At 59.5% G+C, this 16,101-nt stretch carries 16 protein-coding genes and 1 tRNA gene; 3 read left to right on the plus strand and 14 right to left on the minus strand.

The genetic code is table 11. The annotated features are described in order from the left end of the window. Positions 1-482: 482 nt before the first annotated feature. The 5 genes from V5N47_RS14505 to V5N47_RS14525 form a co-directional block, all read right to left on the minus strand. The gene (locus tag V5N47_RS14505) at positions 483-1,901 is read right to left on the minus strand and encodes an amidohydrolase family protein (protein WP_338728525.1); all 1,419 of its coding nucleotides are present in this window, start codon (positions 1,899-1,901) and stop codon (positions 483-485) included. A gap of 214 nt (positions 1,902-2,115) precedes the next feature. Beyond that, positions 2,116-2,352 carry a hypothetical protein gene (locus V5N47_RS14510; protein WP_338728526.1) on the minus strand — a complete coding sequence of 79 codons (237 nt, stop codon included), beginning with the start codon at positions 2,350-2,352 and terminating at the stop codon, positions 2,116-2,118. Between the two features lie 120 nt (positions 2,353-2,472). Further along, positions 2,473-2,547: transfer RNA gene (locus tag V5N47_RS14515), tRNA-Glu, on the minus strand. 186 nt (positions 2,548-2,733) lie between these two features. Then, complete coding sequence (locus tag V5N47_RS14520) at positions 2,734-3,873, minus strand: hypothetical protein (protein WP_338728528.1); 1,140 nt, start codon at positions 3,871-3,873, stop codon at positions 2,734-2,736. 222 nt (positions 3,874-4,095) lie between these two features. Further along, positions 4,096-4,257, minus strand: a complete 162-nt coding sequence (locus V5N47_RS14525; RefSeq protein ID WP_338728529.1) for a hypothetical protein — start codon at positions 4,255-4,257, stop codon at positions 4,096-4,098. An 83-nt stretch (positions 4,258-4,340) separates the two neighbouring features. On the opposite strand from V5N47_RS14525, the gene V5N47_RS14530 reads away from it, so the two are divergent. Next, complete coding sequence (locus V5N47_RS14530; protein WP_338728531.1) at positions 4,341-4,553, plus strand: zinc ribbon domain-containing protein; 213 nt, start codon at positions 4,341-4,343, stop codon at positions 4,551-4,553. Here V5N47_RS14530 and thyX read toward each other — a convergent pair whose 3' ends face one another. Next, the gene (gene thyX / locus V5N47_RS14535) at positions 4,554-5,297 is read right to left on the minus strand and encodes an FAD-dependent thymidylate synthase (RefSeq protein WP_338728533.1); all 744 of its coding nucleotides are present in this window, start codon (positions 5,295-5,297) and stop codon (positions 4,554-4,556) included. It abuts the gene before it with no gap. A gap of 94 nt (positions 5,298-5,391) precedes the next feature. Here thyX and V5N47_RS14540 point away from each other — a divergent pair, with 94 nt between their 5' ends. Together V5N47_RS14540 and V5N47_RS14545 are read left to right on the plus strand one after the other, a co-directional pair. Then, complete coding sequence (locus V5N47_RS14540) at positions 5,392-5,736, plus strand: cupin domain-containing protein (protein ID WP_338728534.1); 345 nt, start codon at positions 5,392-5,394, stop codon at positions 5,734-5,736. 39 nt (positions 5,737-5,775) lie between these two features. Continuing rightward, positions 5,776-6,357, plus strand: a complete 582-nt coding sequence (locus tag V5N47_RS14545) for an MBL fold metallo-hydrolase (RefSeq protein WP_338728535.1) — start codon at positions 5,776-5,778, stop codon at positions 6,355-6,357. 1 nt (position 6,358) lies between these two features. On the opposite strand, the gene V5N47_RS14550 is transcribed toward V5N47_RS14545, so the two are convergent. The 8 genes from V5N47_RS14550 to V5N47_RS14585 all read right to left on the minus strand — a co-directional run bounded on the left by V5N47_RS14550 (position 6,359) and on the right by V5N47_RS14585 (position 16,036). Then, positions 6,359-7,156: an ATPase gene (locus V5N47_RS14550; protein WP_338728537.1), complete on the minus strand. Its 798-nt coding sequence runs from the start codon at positions 7,154-7,156 to the stop codon at positions 6,359-6,361. Continuing rightward, positions 7,153-7,416, minus strand: a complete 264-nt coding sequence (locus V5N47_RS14555) for a DUF5827 family protein (RefSeq protein ID WP_338728539.1) — start codon at positions 7,414-7,416, stop codon at positions 7,153-7,155. The genes V5N47_RS14550 and V5N47_RS14555 overlap by 4 nt, the downstream gene beginning before the upstream one ends. 40 nt (positions 7,417-7,456) lie before the next feature. Beyond that, positions 7,457-10,402: an FAD-linked oxidase C-terminal domain-containing protein gene (locus tag V5N47_RS14560; protein WP_338728540.1), complete on the minus strand. Its 2,946-nt coding sequence runs from the start codon at positions 10,400-10,402 to the stop codon at positions 7,457-7,459. Positions 10,403-10,508: 106 nt separating this feature from the next. Then, positions 10,509-11,108 carry a superoxide dismutase gene (sod, locus tag V5N47_RS14565; RefSeq protein WP_338728542.1) on the minus strand — a complete coding sequence of 200 codons (600 nt, stop codon included), beginning with the start codon at positions 11,106-11,108 and terminating at the stop codon, positions 10,509-10,511. 97 nt (positions 11,109-11,205) lie between these two features. Continuing rightward, on the minus strand, positions 11,206-11,814 hold the full coding sequence (locus V5N47_RS14570) for a DJ-1/PfpI family protein (RefSeq protein WP_338728544.1): 609 nt from the start codon (positions 11,812-11,814) through the stop codon (positions 11,206-11,208). A 42-nt stretch (positions 11,815-11,856) separates the two neighbouring features. Continuing rightward, the gene (locus V5N47_RS14575) at positions 11,857-13,512 is read right to left on the minus strand and encodes a histidine kinase N-terminal 7TM domain-containing protein (RefSeq protein WP_338728546.1); all 1,656 of its coding nucleotides are present in this window, start codon (positions 13,510-13,512) and stop codon (positions 11,857-11,859) included. A gap of 103 nt (positions 13,513-13,615) precedes the next feature. Beyond that, entirely contained in the window at positions 13,616-14,557 is a 942-nt protein-coding gene (locus tag V5N47_RS14580) for a UbiA family prenyltransferase (RefSeq protein WP_338728547.1), read from the minus strand. 81 nt (positions 14,558-14,638) lie between these two features. Continuing rightward, positions 14,639-16,036 (minus strand): deoxyribodipyrimidine photo-lyase, encoded by a 1,398-nt coding sequence (locus V5N47_RS14585; RefSeq protein WP_338728549.1) that lies wholly within the window; start codon positions 16,034-16,036, stop codon positions 14,639-14,641. Positions 16,037-16,101 lie beyond the last annotated feature (65 nt).

The following is a 16,101-nucleotide window of genomic DNA, read 5'->3' on the forward strand; positions in this document are numbered from 1 at the left end:
CTTTCGTGGCGACCCGCTCGCTATCGTTGCCGACGTAGATTATGTTTGAGTGCTGAATATAGAGCGTGTATGCCGTAAAGAGCCTCGAGGAACCGATTGATGAACCCACGACGCACTTCACGGTTACAGGCGGGTCGATACGCTCCTATCTAGTCTGCCAACCGATGAACTTCTCGAACCCATACGTGAATCCGAGAAAGACAATGGCAAACACGAACCAACGGAATATATCGAATGTGCCCGTAAAAGCGAGGACATTGAAAATATACGATAACGACGCGCCAACAAACGCGGCTGCGTAGAGATTGCGTCGGATGTCCATGAAGAATCCTCTAACTAGAGCCAGTTAATCGTTCTTCCGAAGAGTGCCCCTTTGCGTCTACCCGACGAACCACATCTCACGATTTCGTTCCGTGGTGGATATACACCTGCAGTACCGCTTGGATGGACATCAGAGGCGACTCCTTCCTCACAGAAGTCAGTTACGCTGCGTCGACGCCACTCGGTCCCCGGGGGAGGTATTCGCCGATTCCCTTCTCCGTGAGAATCTCGTCGTCTTCGACGACCACTTTGCCGCTCGTGATGACGTGGCTCGGCGATCCACGAAGAGTCCGGTCGTACGCCGAACACCAGTCGTTACCCAGGCCCTCGAGCCACTCGGAGTCGACGTGAACCTCCTTGTCGAGGTCGACGATCAGCATGTCCGCGTCCGCACCCTCGACGAGTGCGCCCTTCCGGGGGTACAGTCCGAAGCGCTTCGCCGTGTTCGTCGAACACGTCTCGACGAGTCGCTCCATGCTGATGCGGTTCTTGTTGACGCCTTCGTGGAGCATCAGAGGCAGGAACGTCTGCAAGCCCTGGTCGCCCGGCGGGCCCTCCCAGAAGCTGCCGTTCCTTTCGCCCTTGAACTCTCTCGGATATGGACAGTGGTCGGTTCCGACGTGCTGGAGTGCGCCTGTTCGGAGACCTGCCCACAGCGCCTCCTGGTCCTCCTTGTACCGGATTGGTGGGGAGATTTTCCCCCACAGCCCGACGTCCTCGTCCTCACAGTGGTTCGCGAGGAAGGAGGGGAGCGTCTCTCCGTAGAGTTGGACCCCGCGGTTCTGGTACTTCTCGAGGACGGGGATCGTCTCTTTGGCGCTGTTGTGAACGACGTACGCAGTGGCGTCGGTCTCTTCGCACAGCATGCCAATCTGCTCAACCTGCATCGCCTGCGCGATGCCCGGGGAGCTGTCGGCCCACGCCCGCAGGCTGTCACGCCCCTCCTCGTCTCGGACCTGGGGGATCGTCTTCTGGAGCAGGTCGTCGTTCTCCGCGTGGAACATCACGACTGCACCGCCCATGTCCGACGTCTTCCGGAAGACTTCGTACACTCGACCGGCGTCGGAGTGGCCGATTCCCAGCTCCGGCGCAGACTTCTTGTACATGTTGAAGAAGAGCTTGAACGAGCGAATTCCCGCGTCGTCCGCGAGTTGTTCGATCTCCTCGACATGGTGGTCCTGGTGGATGATCGCGTGGAAGCCGAAGTCGATGTACGACTGCTCCTCGCCGGTGTTGACGAAGAAGTCCATGTCCGACATGTACGGCTCCTCCTGAAGGAGGAAGGTAAAGAACGAGGTCACGCCGCCCTTGAGGCAGGCGCGGGTCTCGGTCTCCATGTCTAGCTCGAATTGGGTATGGTAGTCGTTCTCGTAACCCGCCGAGAGACCCATGTGGTTGTGCGGGCAGATGATCCCCGGAATCAGGTGGTTCTGCTCCGCGTCAATCTCCTCGTCGGCCTCCGGGAGCGTTTCCTTGGATCCCACCGCGGTGATCTTGCCGTCTTCGACCGCTACGCCTCCGCTTATCGTTCCGGCCGGCGTGACGACACGGCTGTTAACAATCCTCAAATCTGCTGGCATGTGACTGTCCTATCTTCGGCCCAGAGCATAAGTATCATGATTATTTCACCGATGGGGCACGTGGTGGCAATGGTGGACTTGATACACCGTGATGCAGGTAGTGACTGAACGCCGAGACTCCTGAGTTCTTTTACCTGTTACGAAATGACCGACTTGCGCACGCTATTCAGCACAGCTACTGAAACCTCTTACCGAGCAAAAATTCCAGTCCTGCCTACTGTGGGCTCTCTGAGCGACCGTCGAATAGTGAGGTGAACCGTGTCAGCAGTGCAAGCGCGATGGCAATGCCGAGCATCGGATATTCGACACTGATGACCATCCACTTCAACGCCTCAGTACTGTTCATGAGACCGATTAGGATGGTTGCGTAATCGTCGGGATTTGTGTAGATGAAGATGGCCCAGAGGTTCTCCAGAGAATCGAGAAGTCGAGAGACAACTGTCAGCCCCATCCCTACCTTCGGTATCTGGACTAACTCACCCCTCAATTTTGTGATGACACTAACTCTGTGGTTGACCTGCTCGCGACAACTGCGAAACCGCAATCGCTCGGCAGTTTGAGTTTGAGAAAATGCTCCGTCAGGGATTCGAACCCTGGTCCTTGCCGTGAGAGGGCAAGATGATTGGCCGGACTACACCAACGGAGCGCTCGTTACACTCGCGCTCCGAGCATCGACGAACTCCGTTCGTCTCAGCAACGGAGCACACGTACGCTCAACCACCGCATACGACCGCCCGTATGACGACGGAGCGTGCTTCGGAACGCATCCAACCGTAGACTGGGGAGTATTTTAACAGTTCCGTTTCGGGGTGCGGGGCGGCGATACGGCGTGTCACTTGTCGTCAAGTGACGACTGGGTTGCCTCGGGTTCGTGCCCCGAGAGACTGACGATGTTTTCCCGGCCCATCCGGAGTTTGCTGATGGTTCCATCGTCTTCCATATCCGAGAGGAGCATGCTGACTTTGGACTTCGACCACCCGGTTTCATCGACGATGTTGACTTGGCGCATCCGCCCACCACGCTCTTCGAGCAGGCTCACAACGCGGTCTTCGTCCGTGAGGAGCTCTTCATCGGAGACACCGTTCGGCCCTCCCGTGGGAGCCGCCGAGGCAGCTGTTCCGCGAGCCTCCCCTGCCGCTGCGCCCGAGTCGTCGTCATCGTCGCCCAGATTCAGCAATGGAAGCGCACCAGAGCGGTAGGCGAACGCGCCGGCGGCCATCACGAGGAGGAACACGACGGCGGCGATTGGAACGATTGGAAGCCCGCCGCTCTCGGCTGGCCCGCCGGCGTCTGTCGTTGCAGACCCACCAGCCCCGGACTGCCCGAGGACGATGCGTGGCTGTTGGTCTGCGAACTGCCGCTCGCCAAACCAGGTCACTGATTCGCTTGCCGAGAGATCCTCACCGGATACCGCGTCTGGTTGCGGGGTCGCTTCGGTAAACTGGAGTGGGCCGTCGTGTTTGATGGTGAGTGACTGATTCGGGCCAATATAGATGCCGCCTTCGAATACATCACCGACGACGAGTTGGCCGCTTTCTGCGGTTGCGAAGTTAGACCACGTGAACTGCATCTCGACGATGCCCTGATTGCCGAGTTCGTTCACCTCGGCTCGTTTCGAAAACCCGCTCACGCTCATTGACCGACCCGTGGCCTGCTCACCGGAGGTGGCGAGCGCGCTTGACTGGTTTTGGAACTGTCTGTACAGGTCGGTCTCGTTTTGATTGAACTCCGCCGCGTACTCCTCGAACTGCTGGCGGTCTTCGTCGGTCTCCAGCGTTAGCTTATAGGCGAACGTCCATCTCGCAGAGCCGTTTTCGAACACTTCGACGGTAAACTCTGTGCGGTCGAACTCTTGGGCGGCGGCGACCGCATCTGTCGAACCGCCGGGGCTGTCGGGCGTGGCGACAGCCAGAGGGGCAGTCGCTACGACTACGAAGAGGAGTGCAAGACACGCCGCAGACAGCCGTTTCATCTAATCTAATCCTTACTTGGTCGCTATAAAAGTGCTGTGACTCTTCATATAGCAGAATGTCCGCATTTCATGTGACGCACTCGTTTGCCCGAAAGAGCCACAATAGGTGCTGACGACGCGGGTTAACGGCTGGGTAGTGTTCGTGTTCGTCCCGCTTGTTTGAGTTACCACCAATCAGTGATTGCGCCCTTGTCGAATTGGTAAGGACGGGTTCAAGCGCTGCTATTTCGATTTTTCGTAGCCATCGCGCGCGGCCTGTTCTGCCTCCTCGCGACTCAGTACTGGGTCGTTGTCTGTTTCCGATTGGATGAGGAAATAGAGCACGAGCGGGCCAGCGACCGCGAAGAAGAGGAACACCAAGAGGATGAACGCTTCAGCAGCCATACAGTATTGGTTCTCACTCATTCCCCTAATTGTTTCTCACTCACCCGGAGATTTTTAGGAGTTGCTTGTGAACTGTCGGCTGTATGAGTCCTCCAACAGACGACGACAGTGGCTGTCTCAAATGCGGTCACGACGAAGTCTCGACCGACAAAATCGCCACCTCTGGGACGGGACTATCGAAAATGTTCGACATCCAGAATCGGACGTTCCAGACGATTACGTGTACGAACTGTGGCTACACGGAAATCTATCGTGGACAGTCGAAAGGCAATATGCTCGACCTGTTCCTCGGCTAGCTACGGTGCGAGACGGTTCTTCCGTCCCTTCATCTTCTCGTTGTAGTATTCGAAGGTAATCGGACACCACTCTGTGGCGAGGTCTAACACCTTGTTCGTGAGCTCGCGGATTTCCCACTGGCTGTCTGCGGCGGCGCGCATGTCCGCGACGTGCATGAGCATCCGAACGTTCATCGACATCACGAGGTTGACTTCGGTACCGATGGGGAGGACGAAGCGTGCGTCTTCGGGTGGCATCCCGAGGTCGAGAAGCTCCTGATACGTCTCGACGGAGTTCGTGACCGAGTCGCGGAACAGCTGTTCGCGCTTTTCCATCATCTCATCGCTCACGTCGCCCGTTTTCTGGTTGCGGCCGACCCAGTTTTTGTCAGTCGCAGACGGTGGCCAGACGACCATCTCGCCTGCGGCAACATCGTCGATGTCCACGTCGTCGAACGCGACGTAGCGCATCGATTGCACGTCGAATGAGACGTGTCGGTGGCGCGTGAGTTGTGCCATACACGACCGGCTAATTCCTTCGACGGCGAACGTCGCTTGGACGTGTTCGAACGGGCCGAAGTGACCGTGATTCAGGAGGTGGCTGATGAGGGTGCGCTGTTTGTCTTCGAGGCTGTCGCCTTTGACCGTGGCCATGATGTCCTCAAAGGCGGTGTCTCCGACGAAATCGGCCATGTAGTCGTTTCGCGCCGCCTTACAGATGAGTTCCTCAGGGTCGTCCGTGGATTCGAGAAGCCGAACTTGCATACCTGAAAGCGCGCGGGAAGTACAATAAACGTTGATAACCCCCTCCACTACCCCGGCCATGCCGTATTAACAACCTCGCCCCCAATCAGGGGGTATGGGATACCGAAAATCGACCCCCAACGACGTTGACTCGCTGATTCCCGAAGAATGGGGCGGCATGTGGATGTTCCGCAACTCGCTCGAAAGCGAGGTCGTTGGCCTCTCGGTGATGGAACTCGAACCGGGCGGGAAAAACAAGCCACACGACCACGAATCGGACGGCGAAGAGGAAGTTTATTGCGTCGTAGACGGTGAGGTGACGATTACCGTTGGCGTGGAAGCAGTCACGCTCGGTGAAAACGAGGCGCTTCGCGTTGATCCGGGAGAACACCGCCAAATCGAAAATACCGGCGACGAACGCGCCCGACTCGTCATCGCAGGCGCGGGTCGACCTGCGTAGAGCGACACACCCAAACCCTCCCCACCCAATGAATTTGGCATGATATCAAATCTCGCACAGGGCGTCCAAGCCTTCACGAGTAACGTCTTTCTCGTGACCGGCGAGCGCACCGTCATCGTTGACCCCGGTAGTGGCTTCGACGTGGTCGAAAAAATCGAAGCCCGGACTGACTCCCTCGACGCCATCGTACTCACGCACACGCACCCTGACCACGTTGGCAACGTCACCGCCGTGAAAAACGCATTCGACGTGGACGTGTGGGGATACGACCCGGATTCACCGTTTGTAGACCACGCCATCGAAGACGAAGCGTCGGTGAAAATCGGGGACGACACCTACACTGCGCTTCACACGCCCGGCCACAAAAACGACCATCTCTGCTTCTACTCGAAGGGTGCGCGCACCCTCTTTGCGGGCGACCTCGTGTTCCAAAACGGGAGTTTCGGTCGCACCGACCTGCCAGAAGGCGACCGCGAGGTGCTCATAAAGAGCATCAACCGCCTCATCGCAACCGTTGCCCCCGATTTAGCAGTGATGCACGTCGGCCACGGCCCGAGCATCACGAGCAACCCCTACGACGACATCGAACTCAGCGCCCGCATGGCGCGGATGACGGGCTAAGCTAGTCGAGCGCGAGCCCACAGAGCGCCTCGTAGGCGACTTCGTAGGCATCACAGACCGCATCAGGGTCGGTTCGCGTTTCTGAGTCCAGTGCGGGAAGCCCCACGCTCGCTCGCGGCTCGATGAGGTCTACGACCGCGTCCACAACTTCTTCTAGCTGACCCTCACGCGGACTGTTTCCCGCAACGGCGCAGGCTTTCGTGTAGCGACTGCCTTCGTAGATGCGCGCTCGCGCAGGTTCCACGACGGCCACCGCGTCCGGTTCAAACTCACGGAGTGGGCGGGCGATGTCGGCGTAGGACTCAACCACGACGCGGTCTTCATTTTCAACCTGCGCTGCGCAGGCTTCGAGGGCGGGCAGGTGGTGGTCCCCCATTACCTCGTTCAGTTCTTCGACGGTCGAAATTTCGATGGCGTCGGTGAGTTGTGCTCTCACCTCGGGCGGCATTTCGGCGGTCGCGTTGACGACCATCGCGTCACCGGCGCGATCACAGACGAACTCGCGGTCGTGGCGGCCGAGCAGTCCCGCGCCGCCGCCGGGAGCGGGTCGCCAGAGGCGGTGAACTGGATTGATGTCCTCCGGTGTGACGTCTGCCACACTCGCTTCGGCCAATCGTCGGGCATCCTTGCCGTAGAGCCGCCCTTCACTAACCGCTTTGAGATAATCGTCGTGGTCGAACCAGTGGTCGTTGCCCGCACGTGGCTTGAAGCCCACCCCGTCGATGTACCGGAGCAGGCCGACTGAGAAGGTGGTCTTGCCAGCATCGACTTGGTCGCTTCCGGCAACGAGCAGCTTCATCGAAGGCCGTAGAAGCCGGGGTCGTCGTCAGCCATTGGGTCTGCGAACGAGAGGTCGTCTGCGTTCACCATGACCCACGGAATCGCCCACGAGAGAAGCACGTCTTCGGTGTCGTAATCTAAGTCTGCCTCGGCGTCTAACCCCTGCAGCAGCCGAGCAATCTCGAAGACGGTGTACATCTTGTCCTCGTCGAGCACCTCGTCTGGTGAGCGGAAATCAAGCGGTCGAATCGTGTCGAATGCGTCTTTGTCGCGTGGCATACCCGGCGCTTGGCACGCGACTGAATAAAACGTCCCGCTCCTAGTCTGCGAGTGCCCCGGCGAGTTTCTCGATTGGGTGTGGCGGGCGCGTCTCGCCCTCGCGCTCGCCGAGTTGCGTGCGACACGACGCGCCGGGTGCGACCACCTGCGCCGCCTCGCTTGCATCCACCTTCTCGAACAGCAAGCGGCCGATTGCCTTCGAGAGTTCGTAGTGCTCTGCTTCGTAGCCAAAGCTCCCAGCCATGCCACAACACCCCGAGTCGAGCGGGTCGACCTCGAAGCCCGCCCGGCGAAGGACGCCCACTGCGTGGTGGTCGCGTTTGAGTGCCTTCTGGTTGCAGTGGCCGTGATACGAGAGCGATTCGCCAGGTTCGCTGAAGGTCATCTCTTCATCCACGCGGAACCGGTCGACGAACTCACAGACGCCGTAGGTCGCCCGCGACACCGCGGTACAGGCCTCGTCGTCGGGGAACAAGTCCAGATACTCGTCTTGGAACATGACGGCGTCAGAAGGTTCTGCGAACACGACCGACCAGCCATCGGTCACTTGCGGCGCGAGCGCACGGACGTTCGTTTGCGCCTGCGCTTTCGCCTTGTCAAGAAAGCCCTTCGAGTAGGCCGCGCGCCCGGTTGCCGTCGTTTCAGTCGGCAGTTTCACGTGACAGCCACCGGCTTCGAGGACGCGCACGGCGGCTTTGCCAATCTCCGGCGAGGCGTAGTTCATGTACGTATCCGGGAACAGGAGCACGCGGTGGGTGGCGTCCTTTTCCGGAACCTTCGGTCCGCGACTCGCGTACCAGTCGCGGAACGATTCGCGCTCGAAGTGGGGCAGGTCGCGGTCCTTTGCGATGCCGAGGGTTTTCTCCATCACTGTCCGTGCGCCCGGCAACTCGGTCGCCCAGTTAGAAAGCGGCGCGAGCGCGCTCCCGAGTTTCGAGAAGCGGTCGATGTCGGCGAACAGCCGTTCGCGCGGCGAGGTTCCCTTTTCTTGGTGCGTTTGGTGTTTCACCTCGGCTTTCAGCTTCGCCATGTCCACGCCGGTCGGGCAGTCGCGCATACAGCCCTTACAGCCGACACAGAGGTCGAGGACTTCCTCATGGAACTTCTCGGAATGAATTTCTTCTTCTGGTAAATCGCCGCTGATGGCCGCCCGAAGCAGGTTTGCCCGACCGCGCGTCGTCTGAATCTCCTCTTTCGAGGCCCGCCACGTCGGACACATCGTGGCCGTCTCCGTCTGGCGACAAGTGCCACAGCCGTTACAGAGTTCGACAAGGTGCGAAAACCCGCCTTCGTCGGAGAAGTCTTGGGCTGTCTGTGGCTCAATCGAACTGTACGACGCGCCGTAGCGCAGGTTGTAGCGCATGTCCGTCACCTCGTCGCGGAAGACGACCTTCCCGGGATTCATGCGCCAGTCGGGGTCGAACGCCGTCTTTAGGGCTTGGAACGCGTCCCACAACTGCGGGCCGTACATCTTCGGATTGAACTCGGTGCGCGCGAGGCCGTCGCCGTGTTCTCCTGAAAACGAGCCGTTTCGCGCGAGCACGAGGTCGGTCACGGCCTCGGCTATCGAATGCATCGTCTCGATGCCGTCTTCCTCCTTGAGCGAGAGAATCGGCCGGATGTGGAGTGTGCCACTGCCTGCGTGGGCGAAGTAGGCCGCAGACGTTCCGTGGTCTGCGAGCACCTGCTCGAACTCAGCGACGTACTCCGCAAGCTCTTCGGGTGGCACCGTCGCGTCCTCGATAAACGGATAGGGTTTGGCGTCACCTTGCAGGCTCATCAACAGCGGAATCGCCGCCTTCCGAAGCTTCCAGATGTCGGTTTGTGCTTCGCTTGTGTAGGCTTCGAGCGCGTCGAACGCGGTGCCGTTCTCAAGAAACCGCTCGTTGGTCGCCCCAATCGCCGCCTCGAAGTCGTCGTGACACTCCGAATCGAACTCCAGCATGAGCGCCGCCTGCGCGCGCGCTGGAATCGCGTCGGCGTACTGGGCGTACTCCTCTGACTCGCGGGCGAGACGAAACACCTCCGCGTCCATGAGTTCCACCGCGCCCGCGTCGTATTCGAGCGCGACGGGAACCGCGCGCATCGCGTCACCGAGCGAGTCGAAGCTGTAGAGGACAAGCGCCGTCTCCTCGGGTTTCGTGACGAGCGAGAGCGTCGCTTCGACCACGACGCCAAGCGTGCCTTCGGAGCCAACGAGCAGTTTCGAGAGGTTGATGACCTGTTCGCCTGCTTCCTCGCGAATGACTTTGTGCAGGTTGTAGCCGCTGACCGAGCGCTTGAGCGTCGGGTAGCGCGCCTCGATTTCGTCTTCGTTTTCATCGACGAGCGCGCGAACGGTCTCGTAGATCCGCGCTTCGAGCGTGTCCTGTTCGACAATTGCGTCCCACTCGGGGCTGTCGACGACGATGTCACGGGTGTGGATGAGCGACCCGTCTGCGAGGACGACCTTGCACGCCTCGGTGTAGGCGTCGGTGATGCCGTAGCGAACCGAGTGTGCGCCCGTCGAATTGTTTCCGATGCTGCCGCCAACTGTCGCGCGATTCGAAGATGCGGGGTCGGGCGCGAACTTGAGTCCCCACTGTGAGAGCTGGGTGTCGAGGTGGTCTTGGACGACGCCGGGTTGGACGGTCGTCAGCTTTGCCTCGGGGTCTACGTCGAGAATCCCGTCCATGTGCCGAGAGAGGTCAAGGACAACACAGCCGGGCCCGACGGCCTGCCCGGCGAGTGAGGAACCGGTTCCCCGCGGGAGGATGGGCGTGTCGTGGGCTGTGGCAATGCGCACGGCAGCCTGCACGTCGGCGGTGTCTTTGGGAAACACCACTCCTGCCGGGCGGGCTTTGTAGATGCTTCCATCCGTCGCGTAGAGCACCTGTGAGTACTCGTCAAAGCGCACTGCACCCCGGACAGATTCTGTGAGTGCGTCGGCCAGTGCGTCGTGGCCGGCGGGGGACGACGCCGAACCCTCAGTATTTTTTGTGGCCATTAGGGTGGCCTACAGACGAGACTGAGATAAATGCTGGCGTCACACGCAGTTTTGCGAGTGCTGTCGCTCACGGTGTGGGCGGCGATAAAATGGTGAAGGTGTAGACTTACTCGAACAGCTCGACAGCCTGCTCGTAGCGGGCCGATGGCTCTTCCCAGTCGACGACGTTGAAGAACGCTTCGACGAAGTCGCCACGGGCTGGGCCGTAGTCGTAGTAGTACGAGTGTTCCCAGACGTCGAGGGCGAGGATTGCGTGGCTGCCCCAGAGTGCGCCTTGGTCGTGCTTGTCAACGACGACGTTGCGAAGCTGGTTACTGAACGAGTCGTAGACGAGGAGTGCCCAGCCACCGGCGGCGGATGCGGCGGCTTCGAACTCGCCCTTCCACGCTTCGTAGGAACCGAAGTCCTGCTCGATGCGGTCTGCGAGGTCGCCTTCCGGCGCGTCGCCGCCTTCTGGGGACATGTTCTGCCAGAAGAGGTCGTGCAGGATGTGGCCACAGCCGTTGTGGGTCACAGAGCGCAGTGCGCCGCCCGAGGAACCGAAGTCGCCGGACTCACGGTTTCCTTCGAGGGTCTCCTCTGCGGAGTTCCACCCGTTTACATAGCCTTGGTGGTGGGTGTCGTGGTGCCACGTGAGCACCTGTTCTGAGATGTGCGGCTCGAGTGCGTCGTAGTCGTACGGAAGCGGTGAAAGTTCGTAGCTCATGAGATAGTCCTCCACCTAATCCATGCGGCGGAATCCTGTTAAACCTTAAGGAGGCGATTGCTAGCAACCCACACTGTTCGGCTGCTTGCTAGCGGTCTCAAGACCCATACACTGCGTCGCGTCGCTCGTACTCGAGTTCGGTTGCTACCCGCGTGGCGACCTCCGCGCCTGCCTCGCGTTCGACCAAATGAAGCGCGAGGTCGAGGCCTGAAGTGACGCCTCCAGCGGTGAGCATATCGCCATCGTCTACGACGCGCGCATCCACGACCTTAGCGGCCGTCTCACGCAGGTCAGAGAGCGCAGAGGCGTGGGTCACTGCAGGCCGCCCGTCGGTGAGTCCGGCGCGCGCGAGCAACATCCCGCCGGTACACACAGCGGCGACGGTCGCACCCGCGTCGTGGACGGCGACGAGCGCGTCGGGAACCGCTCCCTTCTCTGCTTCCGCCCACGCGCCTTGCTCACTGCGAGTGTTCCAGCCCCCGCCGGGGACGACCACGATGTCGGCTGGTTCGCTGCGGTCGAGAACGGCGTCGATACCGACTCTGAGACCGTGGCTCGCGGTCACCGTCTCGCGAGCAGTCAGCGTCACCAACCGCACGTCGAACGGCGCACCGAACGCGGTGGCGGTCTTGAACACCTCGTAGGGACCAATGGCGTCGAGTTCGTCGAACCCGTCGTAGCACAGAATGTCGATTCGTGTTGTCATGAGTTGACATCGGGGGGACGGCGCAAAGCCATTCCGGGGCTGTCAGTTTTGCTGTGACAGTGGAATCTGAATCGTCACGACGGTTCCATGCGGGTCGTTTTCTGAAAATGAGAGGTCACCAGCGAGCACTTTGACCGCCCAATTGACGAGCCAGAGGCCGAGGCCGCGGCTGTGCATGAGGCTGGTTTCTTGGCCCGCGTTCAACACTTCAATCTCGTTTTCGGGGATGCCGGGGCCGTTGTCCGCAATCGAAATCGTGAGCCAGTCGTCTTCGACGCTGGCCGCGATCGTTGCTGTGGGCTGTTCGTCTGTGTTGTGCTCTGCGGCGTTTTCAAGCAGATTTTCGATGGTTGGTTCGATAACCCACCCACAGGTCACCGTGTCTGCTGGCACCGACTCGACGGTTACGTCGAGTGCGGGGAACCGACGTTCGACCAGCGCAACTTTGTCTTCGATGACCTCCGCAACCGAAATCTGCGTCAGGTCATCGTGAGTGGTGTCGATTATCTCTTGGACGGCACGCGCTTTGTTCCCCATATCGACGAGGTGCAGCGATTTTTGTTTGAGCCGACCGGTGAGTTCTGCGTCCGCTCCTGCTTCTTCGAGGCGGTCTGCAAACCCGTAGACGACGTTCATCTCGTTTCTGAGATTGTGACGTAAGACGCGATTTAGCACGTCGAGGCGCTGTTGGTAGCGGAACCGCTCGGTCACGTCACGGAACACGAGCACCTGCCCGATGGTGCGCTCGTGGTGGTCGCGGAGATTCGAGCGACTCACCTCGTAATGGCGTACGTCGTTTTTCGAACCGAGCGTGATGAGTTCTGCTTCGTCGTCTGCGGTGTTCGAGAGCGTCTGGTATTCAGAGAAGACAGACTGGATGGGGCTCCCGAGAAGCGAGAGCGCGGGTTCGCCGACGATGGCCGCACCACTCCAGTTTATGTCCACGATGGTTCCTATCGAATCGATGACGATGACGCCGTCTGCCATCTCGTCTAAGACGAACGTGCGCGCGAGTTGACCCGGCGCTGGACTCGCCTTGAACAGTTTGTACTGCGAAATCGCACCGAAACTGGCGACACCGGAGACGGTGAACGCAACCGGTGTGGGGTCGATGGCGACCCACGGAAGCAGGTCGCCAACGTAGATGAGGTTGCCAATCCACGGGGCGAGCGCGGCGAGCAGGATGGCAACCGCCTGCTTGCGGTGAATAATTGGCGAGTTGCTGAGCAGGTTGATGAACAGCAGGTCGCCCACCAGCGCGAGAATGTAGGTGTACCCAATTATGACCCAGAACCACGGGCCGAAACGTTGGGTGAGAATGAACATCTCACCGACTTGTTCGATGCCCACCGAGTGACGGATGAGGTGGTGCCAGCTGTTCGTCCAGACGAGTACGAGCGTAATGAGGGGGATGACCGTGAGCAGCGCGATATTTTTGGGTCGAACGTAGTCGTCGTTGCCGGTGTATTCGAGCGCGAACACGACCCACGCGACGGCGAGCGTCACCGACCCAAACCACTGGAAACGAGCCCAGAGCAGTTTGGCTGCAAGCGTCGTCGCGTTAAGCTCGAGCATGTAGAACAGCGACCACCACACCGCGGCCGCCATCAAAATGGCGAGTGCCGTCGCTCCCGGCTCTGGACGCTGTCGCCACGCTAAGATGGCAACTACGCCGCCGATTACTGTGGCGGTAAGCATTATCACGAGTAAATCGAGTGGGAGTGACACGGTGCTTGATTCAACTCTTCGTGCTGATACGTAATTACATTATGTGCGTGAAAATAGCGGAAGTATACGTCTTTTAGAAGAAGAAAACCACGACAGAGAGTGACAGCGCCATGACGAAATACTCAAAATCGCGCACCATTTCTAACTGAGCAAAGTTCACGTCTGCACCAAGCGACGTGGTGATGCAAGCCGAATACGCAATTGCGGGGACGAGTGCGAAGCCGTGAACCGGGGAAAACACGCCAAGCACGCTCGCACCGACGATGAGACAGAGTGAGAGGGCGTCGAGTCCGTAGAGTACCATCTGCGTGCGTTTGACGCCAACGAGCACTGGCAGCGTCGTGATGCCTTCGCGGCGGTCGCCTTCCACGTCTCTAACGTTCAACACTTCTCCGGCGATGAACGTGCGGATGAAGAAAAAGCCGAACACGAGCAGGCTTGCGCTCGTCGTGGCTCGCCCGGCGAACGCGAGCGGGAGGAACGCAACGGGAACAGCCCATGAAACGGCCACGAACGACGTGTTCACCAACAGAATTTCTTTGAGCCGGTCTGCCTCGAAAAATGGTAACACCGGTTCGCTGTACAGAATCGCGCTCACGCCCGGAAAGAGCGTGAGTAAAAATGCTTCAATCCCGCCAAACAGCGAGACGATGAGTGCGAGTACGTACGCCCCAGCTGACAACGCGATGAACAGCCGTTTTTTCGGTTTGATGAACGCGACTCGGTCAGGATTGTTGACTGCATCCTCATTCAAATCTGTCAGTTTGTTGTGTGAATAGACGGTGAATGAGACGAGGAACGCAATAATGACAGCGGGGTTTAACGAGAGTGAAAGCAGCGTCGCAACCACGTAAATTTTTGTCGCCCCAACGAGCCCGAGAAAGAGGGTGCCGTGAACCACGACATTGTAGAGTTGTGTTTTGGTTTCACCGTATGATTCTGGTGCCTTGATTGCGGTGCCAACGTTGTGCAGTTGCGCGCCAACTTTGGTCGCTGTCTCGTTTCGAATGGACATACCATTTTATACCAATCGGCTGGTTTATTTGTATCTTTGTATACATAAAATGTTTGAAATAAAAAATGTATTCTACACTGACTATTCTCCGCGTGCGTTCTCGAACATCGAGAGCGCCTGCTCACGGCGCACACTGTGGTCCACAATCGGGTGTGGGTAGTCAGGGGCGACTTTTTCCCGGAGTTGGTCGGGAAGTTCGTGCCACCCATGGATGGTGTCCGGGTCCACGTCACGCAGTTCCGGGATGTAGCGTTTGATGTACGTCGCCTCGGCGTCGTAGCGTTCGCCTTGGGTCATCGGATTGAAGATGCGAAAGTACGGTTGGGCATCCGTGCCCGTTGACGCCGCCCACTGCCAGCCGCCGGTATCGTTCGCGGTGTCGTGGTCTACGAGTTGGTCACGGAACCAGTCGTACCCCTCGCGCCAGTCTATGAGCAGGTCTTTGGTCAGAAACGAGGCGACGATCATCCGCACGCGATTGTGCATGTAGCCCTCCGCACGAAGTTGGCGCATTCCCGCATCCACGATTGGGTAGCCGGTCTCACCGGTTTTCCACGCAACGAGTTCGTCGGCGTCGTTTCGCCATTCGATGGCGTTCTCGTAGGTCTTGTAGTTCGCCCACGTCACGTTTGGGTTGTACCAGAGGACGTGCGCGTAGAACTCGCGCCACGCGAGTTGGGACTGAAATTCGTAAACCGACTCGGCCGTCTCGTCACTTTCTGCCTGCTCCTTCGCCCGCTCGGTCGCCGCGTACACCTCCCTGATGCCAATGGTGCCCCACTTCAGGTGTTCTGAGAGTCTGGATGTATTCGACTCCGCCGGGTAGTCACGCCTGTCTTCGTACCGGAAGATACCGTCGTCACAAAACTCGGCCAGTCGCTCGCGCGCTGCGTCCGTTCCCGCAGGAGTGATGTTGGCGGTCGGCTCCTCGAAGCCGAGTGCGGAAAGCGACGGCAGCTCCTCGCCTTCGAAGTCGGCGATACTGCCCGACACAGGTGACTTTACGGGCGCGTCCTTCTCGCGGTCGTGCCACTTGCGCCCGAAGTAGGTGTACACGGAGTACGGGTCGCCGTCGTTCGTGAGGATGCTCCCCGGTTCGTGGCAGATGGCGTCGTGGAGCGACTCGCGGGGAACCTCAGCCTCGGCGAGTGCCATACGCACCGCTGCGTCGCGCTCGCGGGCGAGGCCGGAATAGTCGGTGTTCCACCACACCTTCTCGACACCGTGTTCTGTAGCGAGTTCGGGCAGTATCTCGGTTGGGTCCCCGTAGGCGAGGTACAGGTCACCGCCCAATTCGCGGTAGTCGGCGCGCAGTTCTGAGAGCGCGTCGAGCATGAAGGAAACGCGATTTGCGGCGGCGTGTTGGAGAATATTCGGGTCGAAGATGAACACGGGAAGCACGCGACCGACTTCAGACGCGGCGGCGAGGGCGCGGTTGTCGGCAGTTCTGAGGTCACGACGATGCCAGCACACCTGCATACCGCTTCCCACGGACTCCGCGGCCAAAGTATACCGCGTTCGGGGCAGTTAAGGGGGGCGACAGA

The organism is Haladaptatus sp. DJG-WS-42, from assembly GCF_037198285.1.
Lineage (GTDB): Archaea > Halobacteriota > Halobacteria > Halobacteriales > Halococcaceae > QDMS2.